Source organism: Alishewanella aestuarii B11 (genome assembly GCF_000280055.1).
In the GTDB taxonomy this organism is placed as follows: Bacteria; Pseudomonadota; Gammaproteobacteria; order Enterobacterales; family Alteromonadaceae; genus Alishewanella; species Alishewanella aestuarii.
This window is the reverse complement of sequence record NZ_ALAB01000004.1, coordinates 53,337-70,451: the sequence shown is the minus strand read 5'-3', so window position 1 is coordinate 70,451 and position 17,115 is coordinate 53,337. Positions and strand designations below refer to the sequence as shown.

Sequence of the window (17,115 nt, the reverse complement as noted above, 5' to 3'; positions counted from 1 at the left end):
AAGCAAATCCATCAACTGGAATTGCAGTTAGAAGAGCTGGAGATGCAGACGGCCGCCTTACCGAAACTTACCGATGGCGCTGTCGAAGAGAAAGCCACTGCGCGTCGTCGTGTGACCTTACCGGCACAGTTACCACGTGAAGAAAAGCGTGTTGATGCACCTTGCCAGTGTCCGGCATGTCAGGGCGAATTAACCCATATCGGTGAGGATGTCTCTGAAATGTTGGATGTCGTACCCGCATCTTATCGGGTTATCCGCATTGTACGCCCTAAGTTCAGCTGCCAGCACTGCGACACGCTGGTACAAGGTCAGGCTCCGGAGCGGGTGATTAAAAAAGGCCTGGCCAGCGCAGCATTGCTGACACAAGTGATTGTCGATAAATACCTCGACCATCAACCACTGTACCGTCAGGCTGAGCGGATGGAGCGGGAAGGCATTGATATCGAGCGCTCGACGCTGGCAGACTGGGTTGGTCAATCCGGTGCATTATTAACGCCCCTAGCTGAGGCGATTGGACGCCATGTCAAAGCCGGTCAACATATCTATGCGGATGACACGACCGCGCCAACCTTATCACCAGGAAAAGGCCGCACGCAAACCGGTCGCTATTGGACGTATGTGCGTGATGGTCGTTCCTGGGGCGATACCACACCGCCTGCCGTGTGGCTGCAATACAGTGAAGATAGAAAAAGTCTGCACCCCACTGCCCATTTAACCGGGTATAAAGGTTCGCTGCAGGCTGATGCCTATGCCGGTTACAATGCCTTATACCAAAACCACATCACCCAGCATGGTTGTTGGGCCCATGTGCGGCGTAAGTTCTATGACATTACCCAATCCGGCCCGTCCCCCTTGGCAGAAGAAGCCCTGACCATAATCCAATCACTGTATGTGATTGAGAAACAGGCGCGAGGCCAACCACCGGATGAACGACAGCGCCTGCGAAGTCTGCAGGCAAAACCTATCCTGGTACAGTTTAACAACTGGTTACAGACAACCCTGCGCACCTTATCAAAAGGCTCTGCGTTGTCTAAAGCTATCCAATATGCACTAAAGCAATGGGACGCGTTGGTGGCGTACGTGGATAATGGTTATGCTGAGATAGATAACAACAGTGCGGAGCGGTCATTACGGCCCATCGCCCTGGGTCGGAAAAACTACCTGTTTGCCGGCTCTGTTGGCGGAGGGGAACGGGCCGCCGTGCTGTATTCGATACTTGGCACCGCCAAGCTCAATGGCATCAATCCCAATGCGTATTTAACTGCCGTGTTAAAACGTATCGGTAATCATCCGATCAACCGCATTGATGAACTGTTACCCTGGAACATCGACTTATCTGTCCAGCCAGGTGATGCGATCTAAGACACTAAGTGTCCACTAAAAATTAAGTGGACACTTAAATTAGAACACCTACCTGTGATCGCCGGACGCTTACGAAGGTGAGAGCCTGGTCCAGAGTCTGCAAGCGAGTTTGCAATCGCAACAACAGCTATTACAGCAGCGGCGGCAACAACTTGCACAGCAATTTACGCAACAACAACAGGAATTGCAGCAACGTCAGTTCCTGCAACAACGGTTATTAGCCGAGCAGTGGCAACAGCTGCAATTGTTACAACAACGCTGGCAATTGCAGCAACAAAGACTGGAGCGTCTTACCGCGCTGGCGGACAGCGGTGCCATCAGCAAGCTGGACTTACAACTACAACAAGAAACCACCCTGCAAATCCAGCAACAATTAGCTGAGCTCAATGGCAGCCGGCAGCAGCTGCTGGCAAATCAGGCGCAGTTGGACGGCCAGTTGCAACGTTTACCGACCGAACATCAGCAACAACTCAGCCTGCTTGAGAGCGAGCATAGTCGCCTTGAGCAACAACAACTGGAACTTCAAGGGCGTCAGCAGCTACTGCTGAGCGCACCCGTTGCCGGCCGGGTGACAAACCTAATCGCTGAACCCGGCAAGACTATTGCCGCGCAGCAGCCGTTACTCACTATCCTGCCCTCAGGTACAGCTTTGGAAGCCGTCTTATTGGTACCAACCCGGGCTTTTGGTTTTGTAGAACCCGGTCAACGCACCCGGTTACGCTTTGAGGCTTTTCCCTACCAACGCTTTGGTATTTATGAAGGTGAAGTAACCCAGACCGGTCAGGCCATTCTATTACCTAATGAATTAGACATGCCAGTGCCCATCCAGGAACCGGTGTACCGGGTCGCAGTGGCACTGGAGAGTCAGGAGATCCGCGCTTACGGCAGCAGCGTCCCGCTGCAATCGGGCATGCTGCTAAGCGCAGATATCGTGCTGGAGCAACGCAGCTTACTCAGCTGGTTACTTGAGCCGATTAGCAGCCTGAGAGGCAGGCTGTAATAACTTAACCCACTCAAGGAGAAATAGTATGCAAGAATTAACTTTTGAGCAAGTTGAAGAAGTCAGCGGTGGTGCAGTAGTCAATCCACTTACAATCGGATTTGCAACAGGCGCTGCAGGCAACATGCTCTCAGCGTATCAAAATGGTGCTTCAGCAAGCGGAATAGCAATGGCTGGAGTCGCTGGTGGACTAGCTGGATTAGCAGGTGGATTGGCAACAGTAACCACTGGTTTTGTAAAGGCGGCCTGGGCCTTTAGGGCAGTTGGTATTCAAGCTGTCGCTGGTGTAGCCGGGAATAATTAAGTATTAGTCTAAAAGCCTCTACTGTGTTAGAGGCTTTGTATTATTAGAAAGAGGACCCAGTAAAAAAGGAGCTCTAAATGTTCAAATATAATTTTCTTGATTCTGAATGGAGCGAACTACGAAAACTCGGTTTAATAAAATTCTCTTTTCAATACGGAGTTCTTCGCTGGGGAGTTTTTATGTTTATAGTGATGACCTCTTTTAACTATTTCTTCTTAAATATTGGCGAAAAAAGTTTTACGTTATTCCTAATACGACACGGTTTCATATGGTTTGTTCTTGGCTTTATCTATGGCTTAGCAATCTTTTTCTCACGAGATAAGCAGTTTAGACAAAGTCATAATCTAAAATGAGGCTTTGCTACCAATCCGAAGCCGCTGAATGCGGCCTTGCCTGTATGGCTATGGTTGCTAATCACCATGGCCATCAGCTGGATTTAACCACCCTACGCAACCGCTATAGCGTGTCGTTAAAAGGCGCTAATCTGCAACAGCTAATGCAGCTGGCAAATCAGTTGGGCTTAACACCGCGCGCGTTGAAGTTGGATTTAGACGATTTAAAAAATCTGCGTACTCCCTGTATTTTACATTGGGAGATGAACCACTTTGTGGTGCTAAAAAAAGTGCATCGCAAGGGTATTACCATTCTTGACCCTGCCATGGGTGAACGCCGGGTTAGCTTAGCCGATGTGGATAAAGCCTTTACCGGTGTGGCGCTGGAGCTCACGCCCAGTACGGAATTTAAAAAAATCGATGAGCGGGTGCGTTTAGGCTTAACCGCTTTCTGGAGCAAGGAGCAAGGCTTGGTACCCTCTCTTACCAAGCTGTTTATATTATCGCTATTACTGCAAGTCTTTGTCTTAGCGGCACCTTACTATACGCAACTCGTTGTCGACGAAGTATTGATTAGCCAGGATAAACCCTTGCTGGTGGTGCTTGCACTGGGCTTTGGCTTACTGATGCTGCTACAGGTGCTGACGCAAACCCTGCGTGGTTGGGTAGTGCTGCATTTAGGCTCGGTAATGAGCGTGCAAATGGCCGCTAATTTAATGCGCCATCTAGTAAACCTACCGCTTAGCTTTTTTGAAAAACGCCATATGGGCGATGTGGTATCGCGCTTTGGTTCACTTAATGCCGTCCGCGAGCTACTGACTAATAGCCTGGTTGAAGGTGTGATTGATGGTATTATGGCCATTACCGTACTGATTATGATGTATCTTTATAGCCCAAAGCTAAGCCTGGTGGTGGGTATTGCAGTATTACTATATGGCTTATTGCGCTGGGCATTATACCGCCCACTTCACCAACTTACCGAAGCCAGTATCGTCGCCGCCGCGAAAGAGCAAAGTAACTTTATGGAAACGGTGCGCGGCATGCAGAGTATTAAGCTATTTGGCCTGCAAACCCAACGCTTAAATATCTGGCAAAACCGTTTTGCTGATGCGGTTAATCAGAATTATCGGCTCGGTAAATGGCAAATCTCTTACGGCACTATGAATCAGCTACTGTTTGGTCTTGAGAACATTCTGGTGGTGTATTTGGCCGCCTTGACGGTTATGACTGGCGACATGTCAGTCGGGATGTTATTTGCCTTTATGGCGTATAAAAACCAGTTTACCAACCGCACCGCCGCGTTAATTGATAAAGTGGTAGCAATTAAAATGACCCGACTGCATTTAGACCGCTTAGCCGATATTGCGCTTACCGAGAAAGAAGATGAAGGCAGTGCTAGTGATAGCCGCGCGCTAAGCGGTCAGTTAAGTTTAACAGCAATTCGTTTTCGTTATGCCAGCAATGATCCGCTGCTATTTAACGATTTAACCCTCAGCGTTAAAGCCGGTGAAAATATCGCCATTATTGGTCCCTCCGGCTGCGGCAAAACCAGCTTATTAAAAATTATGTTGGGGTTATTACCACCAGAAAGCGGCAAGGTCGAAGTTGATGGTATCGATATCCGCCACCTTGGCCTGCGCCATTACCGCAGCCAAATCGCCGCCGTAATGCAGGATGACCAATTGATGTCGGGCACTTTAGCCGAGAATATCAGCTTTTTTGACCCTGAATGTCAGCTGGAACAGGTTTACGCTGCCGCGCAGCTGGCGGGGATCCATCAGGATATACTGGCGATGCCGATGGGTTATAACAGTTTGGTGGGCGATATGGGCAGTTCGCTCTCTGGCGGCCAGAAGCAGCGTATTTTGCTGGCGCGGGCGTTATATCGGCAACCGAAAATTCTGTTTTTGGACGAAGCGACCAACCATTTGGATCTGCAACTAGAGCAGTATGTGAATCAGGCAGTGCAGCAGCTGAAAATGACGCGGATTATTATTGCGCATCGTCCGCAAACGATAGCGGCCGCCGAGCGGATTTTGCTGTTAGATCAAGGCCAGCTGGTAGATATTACTGAGCAATGGCGGCAGCATCCGCATACCAACCTCTAACCGGATTGACGTACGTAAAGCTGCCGTTAGCGCTGGCCTTATTCAGACCAGCGCTTAAAAGTCGGCGCGCTTATCACGCCAGCATGGTGCCCTGCTCGTCTAATTTCTGATGCCAGGATAATGCTTCTGCTAACAAATGCGGTGTATGGCCGCCTTTGGCACAGGCGCGGTCAAAATAATCTTGCAGCGCCGCTTTATACATAGGATCGGCACAATGTTCGATAACGACTCTGGCCCGCTCCCGTGGCGCTAAACCACGTAAATCTGCCAGGCCATGCTCTGTCACCAAAATATCCACATCATGCTCGGTATGATCAACATGACTAACAAAAGGCACAACTGACGAAATGGCACCATTTTTAGCGGTGGCTTTGGTAACGAAGATAGCCAAATGCGCATTGCGGGCAAAGTCGCCGGAACCACCAATGCCGTTCATCATTTTGGTGCCACAAACGTGAGTCGAGTTCACATTGCCATAGATATCAAACTCCAGCGCGGTGTTAATCGCAATAATCCCCAAGCGACGCACTAACTCCGGGTGGTTGGAAATTTCCTGCGGCCTTAACACTAACTTATCTTTGTAGCGCTCTAAGTTCGAAAACACATCTTTATTACGCCGCTCAGACAGCGTAATAGAACTGCCAGAGGCAAATTGCAGCTTACCGGCATCCAGTAAATCGAAGGTGGAATCCTGTAACACTTCTGAGTACATCTGCAGGTTTTCAAACGACGAATTTAATAAGCCGCACATTACTGCATTGGCAATATTACCAATCCCAGCCTGCAACGGCCCCAGATTCGGAGCCAATCGCCCGGCTGCAACTTCCTGCTCAAAAAAAGCGACCAAATGTGAGGCGATTGCCGCCGTTTCTGCATCTGGCGGCGTCACTGTTGACGGAGAGTCAGTCTGTTGCGTAAAGACAATCCCGACAATTTTTGCCGGATCGATGGGGATAGCAATGCTGCCAATCCGGTCATTCACTTTAACTAATGGCAGTGGCGTGCGGCTTGGCCGATAGCTTGGAATATAAATATCGTGCAGCCCTTCCAGATTGGCATTATGCGAGGTATTGATTTCAACAATAATCTGTTTGGCAAAGATCGCGAAACTGGCTGAGTTACCGACCGAGGTCGTCGGCACAATATGGCCCTGCTCAGTGATCGCAACGGCTTCAATAACCGCCAGATCCGGCAGACGTAATTGATGATTACGCAGTTGCTCCACCGTTTCGGATAAATGCTGGTCAATAAACATCACCTGACCATTGTTAATGGCTTTGCGCAGGGTATTATCGACCTGAAATGGCATCCGTCGTGCCAGTACGCCTGCTTCTGTCAGCTTTTTATCTAAATCGTTGCCCAGCGAGGCCCCGGTCATCAGCGAGATCTTTAATGGCGAGCGCAATGCTCTCGCTGCTAATGCCGCCGGTACCGCTTTAGCTTCACCGGCACGGGTAAACCCGCTCATACCAACGGTCATACCGTCGCTAATTAATTCCGCCGCCTGTTCGGCTGACATAATTTTATCGTGAAGGGTGCTAAGTCTGATCCGCTCTAACTGCATGTTCTGGGCTCCGGGCTGAAAAAGTTGCCATTTTAGGCACCGCCCAGGCGACTGCCCAGCACAAAAACAGAAAATTAGACTTAAGTCTAACAGTAGAAGGCTACCCCTGCTCTGGCAGGCGCAATTTATCGAACAGGATACCGGCTAGAGTGCGGTTATTGACGTTTAACTTGCGTAAAATTGCCGACACATGCTGCTTGATCGTGGTTTCCTGCACCTGCATCTCATAAGCAATTTGTTTGTTTAACAAACCATCAGCGATCATCTTTAGCACGCGGAATTGTTGTGGGGTGAGTTGCTCCAAGCGCTGCGCAAAGTCGTTATCGATCAGCGGCCGGGCATTTTTGACATCATCAGATAACTCGGCAGGGATCCAGCTATCGCCATTTAATACCGCATTAATCGCCTCTGATAACACATCCAAGGGTGCCGATTTTGGAATATAAGCGCCAGCACCCAGAGTTAGGGCCTGTTTAATAATCACCGGATCTTCTTCCGCTGAGACCATAACCACCGGCACATCCGGATATTCGGTGCGCAGTGCCGTCAAACCGGTAAAACCTTCAGAGCCAGGCATTTTTAAATCAAGGAAAATCAGATGAGTATCAGGGTGTTGGCGTAACAGCGGCCAAACTTGTTGCATGGTTTGCGCTTGTAATAATAAGGCATCGCTACCCAGAATCGCAGCACAAGCCTGTGATAGGGCAACGCGGAACAGCGGGTGATCATCAGCGATAATGGCAATCATAAAATTCGTGTTGGGAGTTTTACCCAATAATGAACCGGGGCTTACGCCCCGGCAAGGTTTTTTTTGTTAAAAACGGTAACCAACGCTCAGACTAAAGGTCCGTGGGTCAATATAGAAACCCAGTACGGAGTTATCCAATAACGCACCAGCAAAGTTGTAACCTGCGATTCGGGCCTGTTTATCGCCGATATTCTTCGCTTGCAGCGACACATCCCAATGGCCATCGTTGGAATACCAGGTTACACCGGCATTAAACAAGGTGTAGCCACCGTAGTCCAGTAGTGACGGGGTTTCAAAAATCTGCGTCGCACCACGATGCGCCATATTGCCGGTAAATACCATCTCACCAAAACTGGTCGCCACACTATAAGTACCTGCCAGGGTTGCAGCCAGCTCTGGTGTATTGGCAAATGACCACGAGTCAGAAACATCAATTATCTGCTGTGTCTCATTGTTAAACCATTCTACCTCATTAAATTTGGCATCGACATAACCAATAATTAGGCTAAGATTAAAGTCGCGGGTCGCGGCAAAGGTGGCTTCAATTTCCGCACCGTTAATATCGGCGTTTGCGGCATTTAATACTTGAGAACCAACAGTCACTGAACCATTCAGCTCAACTTGTCGTTGCACTGTAACATGCATATCTTCGTATTTAGACATAAACAATGCGGCATTTAAACGTAAACGTTGATCCAGCCACTCACTCTTCATACCCAGCTCAAAGGTATCAACGGTTTCCTCCTGGTATGGCTTATCTGCGTCAGGGTTCGCAGCTAAATTTGCCCGCATATCAAAACCACCAGACTTAAAGCCGTTGGTGTAGCTACCGTATAACATAAGATCACGGCTGTGCTGATATTCAACACCGGCGCGTGGTGAGAAATGACTAAAGCTGGCACTGTCAGTAAAGTCTGTTTGTACACCAATTGGCGTACCACCCGTTTGGCGTGGGAACTTATAACCGCTGTAGACATAACGGTATACCGATGCATCTTTATCATCTTTGGTGTAGCGACCACCTAAGGTCACAGACCATTTCTCATCGAGCTGATATGAACCCTGTGAATAGAAGGCGGTACTGTCAGTATCGACACAGCCACCATTTACAGTCGTCGATAAGCCATACACTACCTGACCAAAAGCACCACAAGCTTCACCGCTGTAATAGTACAGGCCGCTGGCAACTTTCAACCGCTCACCGGTATACAGGAATTGTAACTCTTGCGAGGTTTGCTCATCTTCATAGAAAGCCGGGATATCCAGCGTAGGGAAAGAGGTTGAGTCAAAATCGATATTGGTATCCGTTACGCCTTCGCGCTTGGCAGTGATCGACTTGATAGTCCAGTTGTCATTCACATCCCAGGTTAAGGTTAATGATTGACCTTCCGTTTCAACTTTGTTTTCTACCGGCATACTGATGTTCGCATCATACACCTTGGTTGGGCGGGTATCCGTTGGCGCCAAAGCGCTGGGGAATAAGCGGAAACCACCGCGTGGATTTGAATCGTCAACCGTTTTATCTGCAGCCAGATTCACGCGGAAATTGTCGGCGACATTCCATTGCAGGCTGAGCCGGCCGGACATTAAATCTTTGTTGTAGTTTTCATCGCCGGTGTTTAAAAATTTACCAAAACCATCGCGGTTAAAGCTGGCGAAAGCACCGCTGACAAATACCGTATCACTCAAACCAGTTTGACCTGAAATCTTAACGTCACGCTGGTTATAACTACCCAGGGTTCCCCGCAGCGCTAACTGATTATCGCCGGTTAAGGTCTTAGTCACATATTTCACCGCACCACCAATGGTATTACGGCCATACAGTGTACCCTGCGGGCCACGTAATACTTCAACCCGCTCTACGTCATACACATCCAGCGCCGCACCTTGTGGCCGCGCCAGATACACGTCATCAATATAGATACCGACGCCAGGTTCAAAGCCCCACAGTGGGTCCTGCTGACCAATACCACGGATATAAGCGGTCAGGGTGCTGTTAGTACCGCGCGACACTTGTAAGGTGGTGTTTGGTGAGTATTGCTGCACCGACGTAATATTATCTATACCGCGTTGTGCCAGTTGCTCTTCCCCCAGAGAGGTCACTGCGACCGGCACGGTTTGCAGGTTTTCCACGGTACGGCGGGCAGTGACTTCAATCCGCTCCAGTTTCACCGCTTCGTCATCGGTGTTGGCCGTGTCCTGAGCCAGTACCGGGAAGGCTAAACAGCTACTGACAGCCAGAGCCAGCATACTGGGTTTAAGATTGCTTGCATAAGCGGCGCGATTTTTCGTCTTATTGTTGTTGGCCATACCAGGCCCTCCTGTTGGGTCGATGTGTTGCTGTCTGGTTTTTAGTTGCCGAAACATCAGTTCCGGTTTTGTTATGTTCATAGAGTAGCCGCGATTGCTGAATTATTAACCTGTACCTTAGTACTATGGCTGTCCCCGCCAGACTGTATCAGACTAGAAAAAAACAAGAACAAGGATTATCCGATGTTAAGTTTATTCGGTTTACTACTGGGCCTGGGTTTGCTGATCGTGCTGACCATGCGCGGTTTCAATTTATTTATCACCGCCCCGCTCTGTGCCTTGTTGGTGGCGCTAACCAATGGTATCCCGTTCTGGCAAGTCGCCGACAAGGTAGATTTCGTGCATGGCTATATGGCAGGCTTTTCTGGCTTTGTTGCGGCCTGGTTCTTAATGTTTCTGCTTGGTTCCTTGTTCGGCAAACTGATGGAACATACTGGCGCTGCCGATGCGGTGGCACTGGCGATTGTCAAACGATTGGGGCACACCCGGGCAGTACTGGCCATTGTGTTGGCCTGTGCAGTGTTGACCTATGGTGGCGTCAGCTTATTTGTGGTGGCATTTTCGGCCTACCCGATGGCAGTCAGCTTATTTAAAGGCGCCAATCTGCCACGACGCTTTATTCCGGCGGCACTGGCGCTTGGCTCAGTTACCTTTACCATGACCTCGGCCGGATCACCGGAGATACAAAACTGGATCCCTATTCCCTATTTAGGCACTACACCCTACGCCGGCTGGGAAGTCAGTTTAGTGGTAGCGGCTTTTATGGCAGTCGGTGGCTACTACGCCTTAATGTGGATGATTAAAAGCGCCGTTGCCAGGGGCGAACATTTTATCGCCCGTCCGACCGATCCGGAATTAAGTGATAAACCGCTGCCGCACTGGCTGACTGGCTTGATCCCACTGTTAGTGGTTTTGGTTACGTCTTTTCTGCTGCATGACAGTTTACAACAAGCCGCGCTGATTATTGCACTGGCGGGCGGCGTCGTTAGCCTGTATTTGCTGAACTTCCGCTTTTTGCATAACCCGGCGGCCGCCACCAACGAAGGGGTACTGGGTGCGCTAATGGCCATCGGTAATACCGCCGCCGTGGTCGGCTTTGGTGGCGTAGCTAAACTGACTCCGGCCTTTAGTCAGGTGGTAGATTATATGACGCGTCTGCCCGGCCCGGAGTTAATTGGTGCCGCCGTTGCGGTTAGCGCCATTGCCGGCCTGACGGGCTCTGCCTCGGGCGGTCAGGTTATCGCACTGCCGGAAATTGCCCCGACCTACCTGGATCGCGGTGTCGATGCCGAGCAATTACACCGGGTGGTGGCGATTTCATCTGGTGCGCTGGATTCCCTGCCGCATAACGGTTATGTCGTGACCACTATCCGTGCTATCTGTGGCGAGAGTCACCAAAACGCCTACTGGCCGGTGGCGGTAGTCAGCGTGCTGATGCCCCTATTCGGCGTTGCGCTGGCGATTCTGTTATTTCAATGGTTTTAATGGAGTAAATTGATGACTGCACTGTGCCGCGTTCTGGCCGCGCTGTTCCTGCTATTAAGTCCGCTGTTAAGCTATGGCGAAATACTGCTGGTTCAAAAGCAAGCCTTTGAAATCGCCGACTTTACCACCCAGTCAGGCAAAACGATCAGCCCGGTACGGGTTGGCTGGGAGGCTTACGGCACGCTGAATGCTGACAAATCGAACGCCATCCTGATTACCCACTTTTTCTCGGGTACCTCACATGCTGCCGGCAAATATCAGCCGGAAGACGCGGTAGCCGGTTATTGGGATGCCATTATTGGCCCGGGTAAAGCTATTGATACTAATAAGTTTTATGTAATCAGCGTCGATACCCTCGTTAACGCTAATGTGTTTGATCCCAATGTGATTACCACTGGCCCGGCAACCATTAACCCCGCCACGGGCAAACCCTGGGGGCTGAGTTTCCCGGTGGTGACTATTGCCGATTTTGTCGAAGTACAGCGCCAGCTGCTAGACAGCCTGGGGATCCAGAAATTACACGCCGTTATTGGCGCCTCGATGGGCTCCTTTCAGGCGATTGAATGGGCGGTTCGTTATCCGGAGCGGGTTGAACGGCTGATCCCGGTGATTGGCAGTGCCTATCTGGATGCCTGGGCCGCAGTGCGCTTAGAGCGCTGGGCCTATCCTATTAAGCAGGATCCGGCCTGGCGTAACGGGAACTACTATGAGCATGGCCAACCACGGCAGGGTTTAACCACGGCGGTCGCCTATATTACTCAGGATGCGCTCTATCCCACAGCTTTTAATCAGCGCTATCCAGCACCAGCCAGTGATGCAGCGCCACATCAGGATATCCGTGCTCCCTTTTCAGCCTGGCAGCAGCTGATGACGCAGGCGGCGGAGCGCAGCAAACTGCAGGATGCCAACCATATTCTGTATCTGGTACGCGCCTCGCAATTGTATCGTGCTGGTATGGGTGATAACTGGCAACAAGCGCTGCAACAGGTTAAAGCGAAAACGCTGTTCCTGCCAGCCAGCGGCGACCAGTTGCTGCTACCGACGATGTCGCAGCACAGTGCCGCTGCGATGCCACCGGCGGCACAGGTGCAATATGCTGAGATCCCCGGTGACTATGGGCATCTGGACGGCGTCTTTAATATTCAGGCGGTGAGTGCCAAGATCGCAGCTTTTCTGAACTAACCCTCAGCTGCAACTTTGATGCTGAGATAATTTTTCTTCCTGGCGGTGCGGCTTGGCTTAGCGCACCTTTTTTTCAGTTTAAACCACTAACCACGCTTAAAGTGCGCGGAAACAGCACCAGGTGATCCAGATCCAGACGGATGCCAATCTGCTCACCAATAGCATGGTTATGATGGCTCAGCGCCAGACAATAGACCAATTCGCCACCAGTAAGCGCCAGCGTATACAGGATATGTGAGCCACGAAAGGCCTTATCGGCAACAGTGGCCTGAATCGCACTTTCATCATCGTGCACAATATCGTCCGGCCGGATCAGGACATCAACCTGGTCGCCCGCCTGCACATCCGGCAAATAGCGCTGACGGAAGATGCCAAGGCAGGTTTCCACCCGTTGCTGATCCAACATAGTGCCCGGTAACATTACTCCGCGGCCAACAAAGTCGGCGACAAAGCGGCTGGCCGGACGGTGGTACAATTCGTACGGCGTTGCCCATTGCTGCAGCTGACCATGTTGCATCACGCCAATCATATCGGCCATGGCAAAGGCTTCAAACTGATCATGGGTTACCAGTACCGCAGTAATCTGTAGCTGTTTTAAAATTTTACGGATATCGCGCGCCAGCACTTCACGAAACTCAGCATCCAGACTGGAGAAAGGCTCATCCAACAGCAGAACTTTCGGCTCCGGAGCCAGCGCCCGCGCCAGCGCCACCCGTTGTTGCTGGCCACCGGATAACTGATGGATATAACGCTCCCCCAGATCCGGCAAACCAACCAGCTGCAGCAGTTGCTTTACTTTAGCGGCCTTGTCGGCCTTACTGAGCTGCTGTAAGCCAAAACTGATATTGTCGGCCACGGTCAGATGCGGAAACAGCGCAAAATCCTGAAACACCATGCCAATTTTCCGTTGCTCGGGCGCCAGCTGCTGGTTTGCACTACTCACCGTTTGCCCTTGTAGACGAATTTGTCCGCTCTGCGGCGCTTCAAAGCCGGCAATTGCGCGCAAAATAGTGGTTTTGCCGCAGCCTGAAGGGCCGACTAAACAGCCGATCTGCCCCTCTGCCAGCGAAAACGAAATGTCTTTTACTACGGTATGCCGGCCATAAGCGATAGCCAGCTGCTCTAATGCCAACATTATTCTGTTCCTTGCATACGCCGCTCAGTAGAGCGCGCCAGTAAGATCACCGGTAACAAGCCAACCAGCACTATCGCAAGTGCGGGTAAGGCCGCGTCGGCCAGGCGTTCATCAGAAGCCAGTTCATGCGCCCTGACCGCCAGAGTATTAAAGTTAAAGGGCCTTAAGATCAGCGTGGCCGGTAATTCTTTTAACACATCAACAAATACCAGCAGCAGCGCGGTAAAAACACTGCCCTTTAATAATGGCACATGCACCTTACGCAATACCTGCAGCGGACTATAGCCCATAGAGCGGGCGGCGTTATCCATATTGGGTTTGATCCGGGCCAAACCGGCCTCAATACCATGTAAGGATACCGCCAGAAAGCGCACACTGTAGGCCAGCAACAGTGCCGCAAGGGTGCCGGATAACAACAAGCCGGTACGGATGCCAAACCATTGCTCGGCCAGCAGATCGACATGACGGTCAAACCAGGCCAATGGGATCATCACGCCAATAGCGATAACAGTACCCGGGACCGCATAGCCCAGCGCCGCCAGTTGCACCGGTAAGCGCACCAGCGGATCGCGTCTTAATCGTTTGGCGTAGGCGAACAACAACGCCAGTAGCACCGATAACAACGCGGCCATCGCCGCCAGGGAAAAGCTATTCCACACCAGCTGCCAGAAATTGGCATTCAGGGTCCGCTGCCAGTTGGTCAGTGCCCAGCTGAGTAAGCGCCAGGCCGGTAAGATAAAACCCAGTACCACCGGTGATAAACATAGCGCCAACAACGTCAGCTGCCGCAAGGGCCCAACCCGCCTAAGCGCCGGCGCACTGTGCTTTTGGCCCTGATGATAATAGCGGACTTTGCGGCGTGACCATTTTTCCAGTAACAGCAAAAACAGCACAAAGCTGGTCAATAATGCCGCCAGCTGGGCGGCCGCCTGGGCGCTGCCCATACCAAACCAGGTGCGGAAAATACCGGTGGTAAAGGTTGGTACGCCAAAATACTGCACTGTGCCATAGTCGGCAAAGGCTTCCATCATCGCCAGTGCCATGCCGGTTAAAATGGCCGGCCGGGCCAGCGGTAAAGCCACCTTCCAGAAATGCTGCCGCGGAGTCAGGCCAAGCGTGCGGCTGGCTTCCAGCAAAGACGCCGATTGTTCAGCAAAGGCGTTGCGCGCCAGCATATAAACATAGGGATAAAGTACCAGCGCCAGCATCAGAATAGCGCCACCGAGTGAGCGGATCTCCGGAAACCAATAATCGCCAAAAGACCAGCCAAACCAGGAACGGAGCTGACTTTGTACCGGCCCGGCAAAATCCAGCATGCCAGTATAGGTGTAAGCGATAATATAGGCCGGCATCGCCAGTGGCAGCAGCAACAGCCATTGCAGATAGCGGCGGCCAAAAAATTGATACTGACTGATCAGCCAGGCGCTGCCGGTACCGATTAACAGCGCCCCCAGACCGGTGCCGCCAGCCAGCAGCAAAGAGTTCACCACATAGTCGGCCAGCACAGTTTGACGCAGATGCCGCCAGATCTCGGTTTGCGGCTCCAACCAGCTGGCAAAGATAATAATAACAGGCAGGGCTAATAATAACGCGGGCAGTAATACTGCCCAGCGCCAACGATCAAACAACAGTGATTTTAGCAAGGGGTTAGTCCCCCTTGCTCTGGCGGTATAATGTTAGCGCCAGCCAGCACGATCCATAACGCGGATTGCCTCGGCATTAAGTTCACCTAACTGCTCCAGCTCTAAATTGTCTGCTTTAAAGGTGCCAAAACCTTCAAGAAGCGTGCTGATTTTCACATCAGCGCGAATTGGATATTCATGGTTCGCTTCAGCATACCAGTGTTGTGCTGCCGGCTGTACCATATACTCCAGCAATTTCACCGCATTCTGTTTATTTGGTGAAAAAGTCGCCACACCGGCACCGGAAATATTGATATGAGCGCCATTACCCTGCTGATCCGGCCAGAACACTTTGACTTTAGACGCCGCAGCCTGCTCGGCTGGATCAGCCAACATTCCAGCCAGATAGTAAGTATTCGCTAAGGCAATATCACAGACTCCGGCTGCCGCCGCTTTAATTTGATCACGGTCGCCACCACGCGGTGGCTGGGCAAAGTTCGCCACCAGACCACGCGCCCAGGCTTCGGCCTTTGCTACGCCGTCATGCGCAATAATGGCGGCAATATGCGACTGGTTATAGACATTGTTGGATGAACGCACGCAAATCTTGCCTTTCCACTTCGGATCGGCCAGATCAGCCATGGTTGATAACTGCTTCGGATCAACCTTACCTTCGACATACATGATTGGCCGGGCGCGCACGGTCAGGCCATACCACACCCCAGCCGGATCACGCAGATTAGCCGGGATCTGTTGTTGTAAGGTGTCAGAAGATACGGCCTGCAATACGCCCTGCTGCTTAGCGCGGGCTAAACGGCCAACATCGGTGGTTAACAGCACATCGGCCGGACTATTGCGACCCTCGCTGCTGATGCGGGTGATCAGTTCATCAGCATTGCCGGTAATTAAGTTGACCTTGATCCCGGTTTCAGCAGTAAATTTGTCCAGTAACGGCTTGATTAACTCCTCCTGTCGGGCGGAGTAAACATTCACTTCAGCCGCAAAAGCAGCACTGGTGTGTAAGGCACAGGATGCCAGGCTAGCGGCAACCAATAACAGCATTTTATTTAGTTTCATCACAGCTCCGCACTAGGTAATAACGATTGCGCACATCTAAACATAAACAAGAACAATTCTCAATAATAAACTATGCGCTGGCGCAACTTTTCCGCTGATTTACCTGGCCCGAGCGGTGAATTAACGCTATCTTACATAAGGTAAAGCTAAACTGGAGTCAAAAATGCAAGCAAATGTTGGCGGTATTGATAAGGTAGTACGCATTATTGTTGGTGTGGTGTTGATTGCAGCGGCCGCCACCAGCATGATTGGCTGGTGGGGTTGGCTGGGCGTGATCCCGTTGCTTACAGGATTATTTAATTTCTGTCCGGCTTATACTCTGCTGGGTATTAAAACCTGTAAGCTGTCATAGTGCTTACTCGCTAAACCTGTCGTTATGGGCTTTAAAATCCGGTATCTGACGCTGGTAGTCCTGCTGGTACAAACTGGAATGGATAATAAAGTCTGCGGTGGCGATATTACAAGCCACCGGAATATTCCAGACCACGGCCAGCCGGATCAAGGCCTTAACATCCGGGTCGTGCGGCTGAGATGACAGCGGATCCCAGAAAAAGATCAGCCAGTCGATTTGCTGTTCGGCAATTAAAGCGCCGATTTGCTGGTCACCGCCCAGCGGACCACTGGCCAGACACTGCACCTGCTGTTGTAAGCGCTCACTAATCAGTTTGCCGGTGGTACCGGTTGCTACCAGTTTTTTATCGGCAAAAAACTGCCGGTGCCGGTCGATCCAATCCAGTAAAGCGGCTTTTTTGCCATCATGCGCGACCAGCGCTATGGTTTTCATCTCTACAATTTCCTTTAGCTGCCTGTTGTGCTTGACCTTACACCCAAAAAAAAGCCCCGACAAGCGGGGCAAAACAACCAAGGTCCACGTATAACATCATTA

General features: G+C 51.0%; 14 protein-coding genes. 7 read left to right on the top strand and 7 right to left on the bottom strand.

Annotation, left to right across the window (positions count from 1 at the left end; translation table 11 throughout):
- The 4 genes from tnpC to AEST_RS02845 form a co-directional block, all read left to right on the top strand.
- Positions 1-1,362 (top strand): IS66 family transposase (gene tnpC / locus AEST_RS02865; protein WP_039924967.1); only part of this gene is annotated, 1,362 nt, incomplete at its 5' end.
- Positions 1,363-1,471: 109 nt separating this feature from the next.
- On the top strand, positions 1,472-2,362 hold the full coding sequence (locus AEST_RS02860; RefSeq protein WP_008606908.1) for a beta-barrel domain-containing protein: 891 nt from the start codon (positions 1,472-1,474) through the stop codon (positions 2,360-2,362).
- A gap of 28 nt (positions 2,363-2,390) precedes the next feature.
- A complete protein-coding gene (locus tag AEST_RS02855; protein ID WP_039924963.1) occupies positions 2,391-2,666 on the top strand; it encodes a hypothetical protein in 276 nt (91 codons plus the stop codon).
- Between the two features lie 349 nt (positions 2,667-3,015).
- Positions 3,016-5,106 carry a peptidase domain-containing ABC transporter gene (locus AEST_RS02845; RefSeq protein ID WP_039924960.1) on the top strand — a complete coding sequence of 697 codons (2,091 nt, stop codon included), beginning with the start codon at positions 3,016-3,018 and terminating at the stop codon, positions 5,104-5,106.
- 73 nt (positions 5,107-5,179) lie between these two features.
- Here AEST_RS02845 and AEST_RS02840 read toward each other — a convergent pair whose 3' ends face one another.
- The 3 genes from AEST_RS02840 to AEST_RS02830 form a co-directional block, all read right to left on the bottom strand.
- The gene (locus AEST_RS02840) at positions 5,180-6,670 is read right to left on the bottom strand and encodes an acetyl-CoA hydrolase/transferase family protein (RefSeq protein ID WP_008606905.1); all 1,491 of its coding nucleotides are present in this window, start codon (positions 6,668-6,670) and stop codon (positions 5,180-5,182) included.
- A 100-nt stretch (positions 6,671-6,770) separates the two neighbouring features.
- Complete coding sequence (locus AEST_RS02835; RefSeq protein WP_008606904.1) at positions 6,771-7,418, bottom strand: response regulator transcription factor; 648 nt, start codon at positions 7,416-7,418, stop codon at positions 6,771-6,773.
- Positions 7,419-7,484: 66 nt separating this feature from the next.
- On the bottom strand, positions 7,485-9,728 hold the full coding sequence (locus tag AEST_RS02830; RefSeq protein ID WP_008606903.1) for a TonB-dependent receptor: 2,244 nt from the start codon (positions 9,726-9,728) through the stop codon (positions 7,485-7,487).
- A 183-nt stretch (positions 9,729-9,911) separates the two neighbouring features.
- Here AEST_RS02830 and AEST_RS02825 point away from each other — a divergent pair, with 183 nt between their 5' ends.
- Positions 9,912-11,213, top strand: coding sequence for a GntP family permease (locus AEST_RS02825; protein ID WP_008606902.1), 1,302 nt, complete (start codon positions 9,912-9,914; stop codon positions 11,211-11,213).
- A gap of 12 nt (positions 11,214-11,225) precedes the next feature.
- Positions 11,226-12,395 carry an E22 family MetX-like putative esterase gene (locus tag AEST_RS02820; protein WP_008606901.1) on the top strand — a complete coding sequence of 390 codons (1,170 nt, stop codon included), beginning with the start codon at positions 11,226-11,228 and terminating at the stop codon, positions 12,393-12,395.
- A 73-nt stretch (positions 12,396-12,468) separates the two neighbouring features.
- Here AEST_RS02820 and AEST_RS02815 read toward each other — a convergent pair whose 3' ends face one another.
- The 3 genes from AEST_RS02815 to AEST_RS02805 are packed head-to-tail and all read right to left on the bottom strand — an operon-like array spanning position 12,469 to position 16,229.
- Positions 12,469-13,530: an ABC transporter ATP-binding protein gene (locus AEST_RS02815; protein WP_008606900.1), complete on the bottom strand. Its 1,062-nt coding sequence runs from the start codon at positions 13,528-13,530 to the stop codon at positions 12,469-12,471.
- Entirely contained in the window at positions 13,530-15,173 is a 1,644-nt protein-coding gene (locus AEST_RS02810) for an ABC transporter permease (protein WP_008606899.1), read from the bottom strand. The genes AEST_RS02815 and AEST_RS02810 overlap by 1 nt, the downstream gene beginning before the upstream one ends.
- Before the next feature lie 33 nt (positions 15,174-15,206).
- Positions 15,207-16,229, bottom strand: coding sequence for a Fe(3+) ABC transporter substrate-binding protein (locus tag AEST_RS02805; RefSeq protein ID WP_008606898.1), 1,023 nt, complete (start codon positions 16,227-16,229; stop codon positions 15,207-15,209).
- A 163-nt stretch (positions 16,230-16,392) separates the two neighbouring features.
- On the opposite strand from AEST_RS02805, the gene AEST_RS02800 reads away from it, so the two are divergent.
- Positions 16,393-16,581 carry a YgaP family membrane protein gene (locus AEST_RS02800; RefSeq protein ID WP_008606896.1) on the top strand — a complete coding sequence of 63 codons (189 nt, stop codon included), beginning with the start codon at positions 16,393-16,395 and terminating at the stop codon, positions 16,579-16,581.
- A 3-nt stretch (positions 16,582-16,584) separates the two neighbouring features.
- Here AEST_RS02800 and AEST_RS02795 read toward each other — a convergent pair whose 3' ends face one another.
- Positions 16,585-17,013: a methylglyoxal synthase gene (locus AEST_RS02795; RefSeq protein WP_008606895.1), complete on the bottom strand. Its 429-nt coding sequence runs from the start codon at positions 17,011-17,013 to the stop codon at positions 16,585-16,587.
- Positions 17,014-17,115: the final 102 nt, after the last annotated feature.